Genomic DNA, 10,612 nt, shown 5'->3' on the forward strand with positions numbered 1-10,612 from the left:
GAGCTAGGCCGGGTGCATGGCGTTCACCGTGACCGGACTCCCGGCAAGCTCCCGCGCGAGATCGAAACTGAACATGATGAGGGCGAGCTTGCTCTGGCTGTAGGCGCGCATGCCGTCGTAATCCCGCTCGAGCATGACGTCCTCGAAATCGATGGCGTGCTGCGCCACCGAAGCCACGTTCACGATGCGCGCCTCCCCGGTCTCCTCACCCCTCAGCCGCAAAAGCGGCAGGAGCCGGTAACTCAACAGCACCGGCGCCAGGTAGTTGACCGCGAAGCGCAGTTCGTAGCCGTCCGCGCTGGTCTCGCGGTGCTGCGGCTCAGGCCCCGCGCCAAGCCCCGCGTTGTTGATGAGGACATCGAGCCCGCGCCAGTCCGCCGCGACCTCCTCCGCCAGGACCTCCACCTCGGCGAGCGAGGAGAGATCGGCGTTATAGTAGTGCAGCCGGTCGCTGCCGCTTGCCGCCCCGATCTCTTCCAGAACCCGTTTCCCCTTCTCGGGGTTTCTGCCGTGCAAAAGCACGGTGGCGCCTAGTTCGGCGAGCCCGGCGGCGACCCGCGCGCCGAGGCCGTCGGTGGCGCCGGTGATCATCACTACCAGTCCTTCCTGTCTCTTCATGGTGAACCTCCTCGCGTCAGGCGCTTGGCCTCAATCAAGGTCCCCCTTTCCCGCCACCCAGAAGGCAAGCCACTGCTGTTGCGGCGTGAGACTGTTGCCGTACTGCACGATCACCCCGTCTTCACGCTGATAGCTGCAGGACCAGCCGGGCTTGTCGGCACCCGGAAAGGTCGGGTAGTCCCCCGGATGCTCCATGGCGTCGTAAGGGGCGGCATAGGTCCCGTCGTCCTTCGGAGGAACGCAGCGCCCGTCCCCGGTGTACCAGATCTCGGCGGCTTCGACGCAGGAAGCCGCAAAGATCGCTATGGCAAAAGCTGCCATGACTGCTTTTTTCATGATGCCGATCCTCCCGTAATGCATCAAAAAGGTCAGGTCATCTTCAGCTCCTGGATGCTTCGGCGAAGGATGCCTCGGCCCCTGCGCGGATCTCCTCCTGGGTCAGGTCCCTCGTGTGGGTTGCCAGCATCCAGCTGTAGCCGAAGGGGTCGCGCAGGGCACCGGCCCGGTCCCCCCAGAACATCTCCTGCACTTCCATCTGCACCGTCGCCCCGGCCTCTACGGCGCGCCGGAAGGCGGCGTCGACGTTTTCAACGTAGAGGTAAAAGCTGACGGGCGACGCCCCCATGCTTTCCGCACTCTTGCACTGCTGCTGCTCGTCTCCCATCATGAGGATGGAATCCCCCACCAGGAGTTCGGCGTGCATGATGCCCCGGCCGTCCGGGGTCGGCATCGCGTAGCGCTCGACGGCGCCGAACGCATTTTTGTAGAACTCTATCGCCTTGCGGCACTCCCTGAACATGAACATGGGGGTGACGCTGTGGAATCCTTCCGGTATCGGTTTCAACATGACAAACCTCCCGTCTTTCAGGCATTTGCTTCCGACCAGTTCAGCATAGGATCCCCCCGAGTCGTTGTCAATAGCACCGACACAGTGCCCGCCGGACCGCTTTCCTTGCGTGCTTTGCCTGTCGACACCCGCAACACTTTTAGCTTTCGTGATTAGTTATGATCTTCCGCTGCACAACTTCCACATCCCCTCTCCCTCCGGGAGAGGGCCAGGGTGAGGGCGTCGGCAGTTGCAACTGCTCACTTCGCGGCAACGCCCTCACCCGCCCTACGGGCACCCTCTCCCGGAGGGAGAGGGGGGGCTAGCGGAGGATCATCCCTAATCGGGTTAACTTTTGTCGTGAACTGAAGGGCGGGCACGCGCGGCGCGATCATCCCACAGAAAAGCCGCCGTGGTATTTTTTTCATCGGTTTTTATCAATCTGTGGTAAAGACTCACTTGGCAGCTACCGATGAGTAAACTACCAGCATCCAAACTCGAAGCCCGCTCACGCTCTGAGGACGATAAAATGACCTGGTTGCGTTTCGTTATGACTGTGGCATTTCTGCTTATGTCAGCCTATTCGGTTCCCGATTGCGGCGCGGCACGCCCCGAGACCAACGTCGTCCTTACCCCCCAGGAACAGCAGTGGCTCAAACAGCATCCGGTCATCAAGCTCGCCCCCGATCCCGACTTCAAACCGATCGAGTTCTTCGACGAAAACGGCAGCTACCAGGGTGCGTCGGCCGACATCATCCGCCTCCTCGAGAAAAAACTCGGCATCACCATCACCGTGGTGCACCTGAAGAACTGGGACGAGGTGATGGAGAAGTTCAAGGCGCACGAGGTGGACCTTTTGGGCGCCATGGTGAAGACCCCGAACCGGGAGAAGTTCGCCCTCTTCACCGACACCCTGGTGACCGTCCCCGGCGGGATCTTCTCCCGGGTCGGCGTGATCCCGGGACAGACCCTGGCTGGCCTGAAAGGGAAGAGGGTCGCCGTGGTCTCGAACTACGCCGCCCACGACATCCTGAAAAACAGGTACCCAGAGATAAGGCTCGAGGTGGTGCCGGACGTGTCCACCGCCCTCGCCAAGACCTCGCTCGGCATGGTCGACTACTACGTCGAGAACATGGCCAACGCCACCTATTACGCGCAGGAAAGCGGCATCACGAACCTGCAGCTCGCCGGCAGGACCGACTTCGAGTATCGCTGGGGAGTGGGGATAAGAAAGGACTGGCCCGAGCTGCAGGGTATCCTCAACAAGGGGCTCGCCGCCATAGGGCCCGAGGAGCGCAGCGACGCCCTCAAGAAGTGGCTCTTCGTCGACGACATGCACTGGCGGCCGACCAGGACCTTCGTGGCGATGGCCGTCGCGGTTCTCCTCGCCCTCATGCTCGCGGCCGCCGCATACGCGAACTACGCCCTCAAGAAGGTGGTCAGAAGTCGCACCGCGTCGCTGCAGGACGAGCTGCGCGAGCGGGAGAAGGCGCAACAGGCGCTGAAGGAACTCTCCGTCCAGCTCGAGGACCGAGTGAGAGAGCGGACCGCCGAACTGGAGCGGGAGATCGCGGAGCGCAGCAAGACCGAGCAGGCGGTCGCGGCAAGCGAGCAGCGTTTCCGGGATCTCTTCCAGAACGTGGCCGACCCGGTCTACATCGCCGACGCCGACGGCCGGATCATCGCCGCCAACGACCAGGCGGTGAGCGAGGTCGGCTTCTCCCGCGCCGAGCTCCTCGAGCGGCGCATAGAGGATCTCGACGCGGTCAACGACGCCCCGGAGAAGGTCGCCGAGCAGTTCAGAGGGTTCTCCAACGCCGCCTCGGCCACCTTTGAGACCATGCACCGCAGAAAGGACGGCTCCACCTTCCCGGTGGAGGTGAAGGTCAGGCTGATCGACTTCGACGGCCGGCCCGCCGTGATCGGCGTGGCGCGGAACATCTCGGAACGCAGGAAGGCGGAAAACGAGCGCCTGCGGCTCGAACAGCAGTTGCTGCACGCGCAAAAACTGGAAAGCCTCGGCGTTCTGGCCGGCGGCATCGCACACGACTTCAACAACATCCTCACCTCCATCATCGGAAACACCGAACTCGCCCTCCTGCGTCTTCCCGCACAGTCGCCTGCCCTTGAGAACCTGCAGCGCGTCGAGGCTTCCGCAGTTCGCGCCGCCGACCTCGCCCGCCAGATGCTCGCCTATTCCGGCAAGGGGAAGTTCCTCATCGAGTCCATAGACGTGAACCGCATGCTCCAGGAGATGGGGCACATGCTGGAGGTCGCCATCTCGAAACGGGTGGTGCTCGACTACCGGTTCGGCGACGGACTCCCGGCCGTGGAGGTGGACGCGACGCAGATCAGGCAGATCGTCATGAACCTCGTGATCAACGCCTCCGAGGCGATCGGCGACAACGGCGGCACCATAACCGTCGCGACCTCCTGCGCCGACTGCAGGGAGGAGTACCTGAACGACGCCTGGCTCGTGGACCCGATCCCCGCCGGTTCCTACGTCGTCATCGAGGTCACCGACGACGGCTGCGGCATGGACAAGGCGACCCTCTCCCGGATCTTCGATCCCTTCTTCACCACCAAGTTCACCGGCCGCGGGCTCGGCATGGCCGCGGTACTCGGCATCATCCGCAGTCACAAGGGGGCCATCAAGGTCTACAGCGAACCCGGCCGGGGAACCACCTTCAAGGTGCTCTTACCAGCCGCGGCGGGGTGCGCCGGTGCGATCGCGCCGGAAGCGGACGCGCAAAACTGGCGGGGCGAAGGTGTGGTGCTCCTCGTGGACGACGAAGAGGAGATCCGCTCGACGGCGGGTGAGCTGCTGCGCGAACTCGGGTACGAGGTGATCACGGCCAGTGACGGTTGCGAGGCGGTCGAGGCCTACCGTACGCGCAAGGACATCGCCTTCGTGCTTTTGGACCTCACCATGCCCCACATGGATGGCGAGCAGTGTTTCCGCGAGCTGCGCCGGATCGATCCGACCGCCAGGATCATCATGTCGAGCGGCTTCAGCGAGCACGAGGTGGCCAAGAAGTTCGCCGGTCAGGGGTTGGCGGGGCTGATCCAGAAACCGTACAGGCTCTCCGCCTTGCGCAGCGTCATCATGGCGAGCCGGAATGCGGGAACCGCCTGACGCAGATTCGTCGGCGTACTTTACACTTCGTGATCCCCGGGAGGATTGAATTCGGAAAAAAGTCCTGTAAAGTAAATCATCTACCGCACGGTGCGGAAGCTCCCCATAACGACGGGAAAAAACGCATGCCGAACGCAAACGTTTACGCACAGGAAAAAACATCTCCCGCCGGCGCCCCCGTCTCCCCCTGGGGAAGGATCGTCATTTTCCTCCCCTATCTCGTCATGACCCTCTCCCTCCTGATGACCTGGTTCTTCTGGCGCCAGTACGACCACAGCCTCAACGTGCGCAGCCAGACCGTCTTCAGCGACCGGACCCAGGAAATCACGGAGCGCTTTTTCACCAAGCTAGTCGACGACGAGCAGATCCTGCGCGGCGCGGCCGGACTTTACAACGCAAGCGATGACGTGACACGCGACGAGTGGCGCCGCTACACGCAGTCGCTCTCCCTCGTGAGCAACTACCCGGGGCTGCAGGGGCTGGGCTTCACCGAGGTGGTCTACCCGAACGAGAGGGAGCGCCACATCCGCCGCATACGCAACGAAGGTTTTGCCTCCTACAACATGTGGCCCGGCGGCGAGCGCCCCTTCTACACCGCGATCATCTACCTCGAACCCTTCGACTGGCGCAACCGGCGCGCCTTCGGCTTCGACATGTTCTCCGAGCCGGTACGGCGCGAGGCCATGGAGCAGGCCCGCGACCGCGGGGAGGCCGCGGTGACCAGTCCCGTCGTCCTGGTCCAGGAGATCGAGAAGGACACCCAGAAGGGGATCCTCATGTACATGCCGGTCTACCGCCAGGGCGCAGCAATCGCCACGGTGGCGCAGCGGCGCGATGCCCTGAAAGGTTTCGTCTACAGCCCGATCAGGATGCTCGATTTCATGTCGGCGAACTTCCCCAAGGGGTCCAGCGACATCGGCTTCAGGATCTTCACGGAAAAAAGCGAGAATCCGGGCGCGATGCTCTTCGACAGCACCGCAGCCTGGAAAACGAAGGTGCCCAGCGATTACCGCAGCGACCTCACGACCTCGCTCACCGTGCACCGCTTCGGTCGAGACTGGCTCTTTTCCTTCCACTCCCTCCCCGCCTTCGCCATGGAGCAGAGGAGGGGGCAATCCCGCGGCTACCTGGCGGGAGGTCTGACGGTGAGCCTGCTCCTCACCGTCATCGCCTTCATGCTGCGTTCCGCCCATGCGAGCGCCATCGCCGCGGCGCAAGCGATCAACGAAAGCCGCGAGCGGTACCGCAAGATCTCGGAAGACAGCCCAGCCTACATAAGCACCACGCTTCCCGACGGCACCATCACCTACGCGAACCCGGCGCTCGCCGCCGGCACCGGCATGACCCAGGCCGAGATGATCGGAAAGAACTTCCTGGACTTCCTGCTGCCGGAGTACCGCGAACAGGTGCGCCGGGCCCTGAGCGCCACCTCGCCCGAAAACCCCACCTGCACCACGGAACAGGCGCTGAACGGTCCCGACGGGAGCGTCAGCTGGCACCAGTGGACCAACCGGGCCATCTTCGACGAGCAGAGAGGGCTTATCGGTTTTCAGGCGGTGGGGCAGGACATCACCGAGCGCAAACGCGCCGAGGAGGAACGGGCGCGCCTGGAGCAGCAGATGGTGCACGCCCAGAAGATGGAGAGCCTCGGCGTTCTGGCGGGCGGCGTCGCCCACGACTTCAACAACATCCTCATGGCCATCATAGGGAACGTCGATCTCTCCCTCATGGCACTTCCCGACGATTCGCCGGTGGTCGCGAACCTGAACCGGATCCAGCAGGCGGCAACGAGGGCCGCCGATCTGGCGAAACAGATGCTCGCCTACTCCGGCAAGGGGAGATTCTTCGTCGGCCCCGTGGACCTGAACCGGGTCGTGAAGGACCTCGAGCACATCCTCGAAGGGTCGCTGTCGGACCGCACCGGCCTGGAACTCGAACTGCACATCCCGCTCCCCGACATCGAGGCGGACGTAACACAGATCCAGCAGATCCTGATGAACCTCGTCATGAACGCCTCTGAGGCGATCGGCGACGGGCGCGGCGAAATCGTCATTACGACCGGCGTGATGGAAATGGACCGCACGAGCCTGAAGGATGTCCTTCTCGGCGAACAGATGGAAGAAGGGAACTACGTCTTTCTGGAGGTAAGCGACAACGGCTGCGGCATGGAAAGGGAAATGGTCGCCAAGATCTTCGACCCCTTCTTCACCACCAAGTTCACCGGGCGCGGCCTCGGACTCGCGGCGGTGCACGGCATCGTGCGCGGCCACAAAGGTGGGATCAAGGTCTACAGCGAACCGGGCAAAGGGAGCGTCTTCAGGGTCCTCTTCCCGCAATCCCACGCTCCGGGCGAGGAAAAAGGCGCGCCCTCCCCCGCCGCGGACGGCTGGCAGGGGGAAGGCAAAGTGCTTCTAGTTGACGACGAGGAGGTGGTGCGCTCGATCGCCTCGGCGCTTTTAACCGAGCTAGGCTACACGCCGCTTCTGGCCGAAAGCGGCGAGGAGGCGCTCGCCCTGTACCGCGACACGAAAGGGATCCAGGCCGTCATCCTCGACCTCACCATGCCGCACATGGACGGCGAGGCATGCTTCCGCGCGCTCAGGCTCCTGGACCCGGAGGTGAAGGTGATCATGTCCAGCGGCTTCAGCGAGCACGACGTGGTCGAGAAGTTCAACGGCGGCCTTGCCGGCTTCATCCAGAAACCCTACACGCTCGGAACGCTCAGGGCCGTCATGAAGAAGGTGTGAATCAGGGCGTCACGGCCATCCTGGTAAAGAGGTAATCGTTTGCGGCCACCGGCGTATGACAGCCGAAGCACTCGTTGACGAACGAAGCATCCTTGCCGTACGGCTTCAGATCCTTGCCGACGAACCTCGCGAAGCCCCAACCTCCCGTCTCCTTGTACTTCTTCGCATCCTTCACCATGAACTCGACCTGTACGAACTCCCCGGACTCGGTCGCCACGGGAAACGACGGGTGCTTCACCGCCTTCCAGGCCACCTTGGCGAGCACGCTACCGTCGGGGAGAGGCTTCACCCCGGCCCTCAGGCCCGCTACGGCGATCTCGTTTCCGGTGATGACGCGGATGTGCCCCTTGTCCTCCCGGTACGACGGGGCGACCACCCTCCACGACATGTAGTCCGGGTAGAGGGCGATGCCGTTGGGAGCGACCGGGGTGGGGCCGGCAAGCACGGGGATCGCCATGGAGAGCAGAGTGACACAGGCAAGAATCGCTTTTCTCATAAAGACCTCCTCCAACATTGATGACGGTAGTTGCAGCGACATGTGTAAAGGGTTGGGAAGTGGAAGAGAGTAAACGATGAAACAATAACAAAAATTTTCCATCGGTAAAGAAAGCCCGTGACAGATCAGGCGAGGACGAAGCCGAAGAGCGACCGCATTTGACAGTCGGGTTTGCCGGGTGTATTAGGTTATGCCGAGTTTCGCGGAAAAAGGAGGGCGTTTTGTCCAGAGCACTCGGCTTTTTGAGCATCGCTGTCTTTATTCTGGTTCTGTTTTCCGCCGCGTCCCCGGCGTTTGCCGCGAAAACGCTCGTGGTCGGCATGGAACTCGCCTACCCTCCCTTCGAGATGACCGACGCAAGCGGACGTCCCGACGGGGTAAGCGTGCAACTCGCGCGGGAGCTCGGCAAGGCGCTCGGGCGCCCGGTCGAGATCAAGAACATCGCATTCGACGGGCTGATCCCCGCGCTCAAAACGGGGAAGATCGACCTCATCATCTCCTCCATGACCGCAACCTCCGAGCGGGCGCGCTCCATCGACTTTTCCGATCCGTACTTAAGCACCGGTCTCTGCCTCCTGGTGGGGAAGGACGCACCGGTCGCCTCCATAGCCGACCTCGACCAGCCCGGGCGCACCGTCGCGGTGAAGAAGGGAACCACCGGCCACGTCTACGCCGCCGCACACCTGAAAAAGGCGAGCATGCTTGTCCTCGACAAGGAGGCCGCCGCGGTCCTCGAAGTAGTACAGGGTAAGGCCGACGCCTTCATCTACGACCAGATGTCCACCTTCCGCAACTACCAGAGAAATCCCGAGACCACGCGCGCGATCCTGAAGCCCTTCCAGACCGAATCGTGGGCCATAGGGATGCGCAAGGGAAACGGCGCGCTGAAGGCGCAGGTGAACCGCTTCCTCGCCGATTTCCGGCGCTCCGGCGGCTTCGAGAGGCTGGGCGATCGTTACCTGAAGGAGGAGAAGGAGAGCTTCCGCAGGATGGGCTACCCCTTCTTCTTCTGACATCCCCAAAGCGGGACGCACTGCGCCCCCCGCCGCCTGCCGAGGTGCCATGTCCCGCCGCCGCTTCCAGATCCTTTTCGCGCGCAGCAGAGGTAACCACGAGGAGATTCCCCGCTTCGGCCGCGCCGTCGGTGTGACGAGCGCCCTGTTTCTGCTCGCGCTCGTCCTAAGCTTCGCCTTCTCGCGCCTTAACTACGGCTGGAACTGGGAGGCGGTTTACCAGTACCGGCGGATGTTCGTCTCCGGCTGGCTCATCACCCTCGCCATCTCCGCCGCATCCCTAGCGGCGAGCCTCGTCATCGGCCTTGCCGCCGCCCTTTCGCACCGCTCCCCGTTTCTGCCGCTACGCTACCTGGGCAAAATCTACGTCGAGTTCATCCGCGGCACGCCGCTTCTGGTGCAGATCCTCGTCTTCTTCTACGTGGTCGCCGACGCCTTCGGGATCGGGAACCGCTACCTGGTCGGGACGCTCACCCTCGCCTTCTTCGCCGGCGCCTACATAAGCGAGATCATCAGGGCCGGGATCGAAAGCGTCGGTGAGTCGCAGCTCGATTCCGCCCGGGCCATCGGGCTCACCCCGTACCAGACCTACCGCTACGTCGTCTTTCCCCAGGTTATGCGCAGGATCCTCCCGCCGCTTGCGGGACAGTTCGCCTCCCTGATCAAGGACTCGTCGCTTCTGTCGATCATCGCCGTGAGCGAGTTCACCCTGAACGCCCAGGAGGTGAACGCCTTCACCTACTCGACCATGGAAAGCTACCTTCCCCTGGCGCTCGGCTACCTTGCCCTCACCCTTCCGATCTCCATGCTGAGCAAGTACCTGGAGACGAGGTACCGCTATGCGTCTTAGGCTCGACGGGGTGGTGAAACGCTTCGACGGGGTGACCGCCCTGGACGGCATCACCCTTTCGCTCTCCGGGGCGCGCTCCATCGCGCTGATCGGTCCCTCCGGCGGCGGCAAGTCCACCCTGTTGCGTGTGCTGGCCGGGCTCGAGCTTCCCGATATGGGGGGCGTGGAGATCGACGGCGTGCCGCTTCCGACCGACGGAGAGAGCCTCATAAGGTACCGGCGCGGCATCGGCACCGTCTTTCAGTCCTACAACCTCTTCCCCCACCTGACCGCGCTTGAAAACGTCACCCTCCCCCTCGTGCAGGCGCACGGCTACGCGAAAGAAGCGGCCAACCGCTACGCCATGGAACTTCTAGACCGTTTCCAGCTCTCCTCCCACGCCGGCAAGCGCCCCTACGAGCTCTCCGGCGGACAACAGCAGCGCGTCGCCATCGTGCGCGCCGTAGCGATCAAGCCGCGCTTTTTACTCTTCGACGAGCCGACCTCAGCCCTCGATCCCGAGATGACCGCCGAGGTACTCGACCTGATCGCCGAACTCCGTGCCCAGGAACGCGAGCTGATCATCGTGACCCACGAGATGGGCTTCGCCAAGCGAGTCGCCGACCACGGCATCTTCCTCGGATCCGGCAGGATCGTAGAAGAAGGCCCCGCCGCCGCACTCTTCGAGACCCCCCAGAGCCCCGAACTCAAAGCCTTTCTCGGCAAAGTCCTCAAATACTAAGGTTCTCCATGGTATTCCGGGGAGCCGATAGTGTTACTTGTCTAGCAGAGAGCATGCCCTGACGTCCCCCCCTTTGCGAAGGTTCATCCGGGAATTCCGGGAAATGCTGCTCTGATTTTGAGAAAGAAGTAGTCATGGTCCCGGTATCCATAGGCTACTCTTTTGATCACTTTGATCTTGTTGTTGATGCCTTCGAGGATGCCTG

10 protein-coding genes are annotated in these 10,612 nt (G+C 62.9%); 5 read left to right on the forward strand and 5 right to left on the reverse strand.

Annotation, left to right across the window (positions count from 1 at the left end; all coding sequences use genetic code 11):
• Positions 1-3: 3 nt before the first annotated feature.
• The 3 genes from D6Z24_RS10700 to D6Z24_RS10710 are packed head-to-tail and all read right to left on the reverse strand — an operon-like array spanning position 4 to position 1,465.
• Positions 4-618, reverse strand: coding sequence for an SDR family NAD(P)-dependent oxidoreductase (locus tag D6Z24_RS10700; protein WP_246014633.1), 615 nt, complete (start codon positions 616-618; stop codon positions 4-6).
• Between the two features lie 30 nt (positions 619-648).
• Entirely contained in the window at positions 649-954 is a 306-nt protein-coding gene (locus D6Z24_RS21850; protein ID WP_246014634.1) for a hypothetical protein, read from the reverse strand.
• 43 nt (positions 955-997) lie between these two features.
• Positions 998-1,465 carry a VOC family protein gene (locus D6Z24_RS10710; protein ID WP_129126567.1) on the reverse strand — a complete coding sequence of 156 codons (468 nt, stop codon included), beginning with the start codon at positions 1,463-1,465 and terminating at the stop codon, positions 998-1,000.
• 508 nt (positions 1,466-1,973) lie between these two features.
• On the opposite strand from D6Z24_RS10710, the gene D6Z24_RS10715 reads away from it, so the two are divergent.
• Together D6Z24_RS10715 and D6Z24_RS10720 are read left to right on the forward strand one after the other, a co-directional pair.
• Positions 1,974-4,580, forward strand: a complete 2,607-nt coding sequence (locus D6Z24_RS10715; RefSeq protein ID WP_129126568.1) for a response regulator — start codon at positions 1,974-1,976, stop codon at positions 4,578-4,580.
• Between the two features lie 125 nt (positions 4,581-4,705).
• The gene (locus D6Z24_RS10720; RefSeq protein WP_129126569.1) at positions 4,706-7,327 is read left to right on the forward strand and encodes a CHASE domain-containing protein; all 2,622 of its coding nucleotides are present in this window, start codon (positions 4,706-4,708) and stop codon (positions 7,325-7,327) included.
• Between the two features lies 1 nt (position 7,328).
• Here the strand turns inward: D6Z24_RS10720 and D6Z24_RS10725 are convergent, their stop codons facing one another.
• A complete protein-coding gene (locus tag D6Z24_RS10725; RefSeq protein WP_198419538.1) occupies positions 7,329-7,823 on the reverse strand; it encodes a cytochrome P460 family protein in 495 nt (164 codons plus the stop codon).
• Between the two features lie 221 nt (positions 7,824-8,044).
• Between D6Z24_RS10725 and D6Z24_RS10730 the strand changes: the two genes are divergently transcribed.
• Genes D6Z24_RS10730 through D6Z24_RS10740 form a run of 3 tightly spaced genes read left to right on the forward strand, consistent with a single transcriptional unit; the run spans position 8,045 to position 10,407 of the window.
• A complete protein-coding gene (locus D6Z24_RS10730) occupies positions 8,045-8,836 on the forward strand; it encodes a transporter substrate-binding domain-containing protein (protein ID WP_129126571.1) in 792 nt (263 codons plus the stop codon).
• Between the two features lie 49 nt (positions 8,837-8,885).
• Positions 8,886-9,686 carry an amino acid ABC transporter permease gene (locus D6Z24_RS10735; protein ID WP_129126572.1) on the forward strand — a complete coding sequence of 267 codons (801 nt, stop codon included), beginning with the start codon at positions 8,886-8,888 and terminating at the stop codon, positions 9,684-9,686.
• Positions 9,676-10,407: an amino acid ABC transporter ATP-binding protein gene (locus D6Z24_RS10740; RefSeq protein ID WP_129126573.1), complete on the forward strand. Its 732-nt coding sequence runs from the start codon at positions 9,676-9,678 to the stop codon at positions 10,405-10,407. The genes D6Z24_RS10735 and D6Z24_RS10740 overlap by 11 nt, the downstream gene beginning before the upstream one ends.
• An 83-nt stretch (positions 10,408-10,490) precedes the next feature.
• On the opposite strand, the gene D6Z24_RS10745 is transcribed toward D6Z24_RS10740, so the two are convergent.
• On the reverse strand, positions 10,491-10,612 hold a 122-nt coding region (locus tag D6Z24_RS10745), incomplete at its 5' end, for a transposase (RefSeq protein ID WP_162605112.1).

Origin of the sequence: Geomonas oryzae, from assembly GCF_004117875.1 — a bacterium.
Taxonomy (GTDB): domain Bacteria; phylum Desulfobacterota; class Desulfuromonadia; order Geobacterales; family Geobacteraceae; genus Geomonas; species Geomonas oryzae.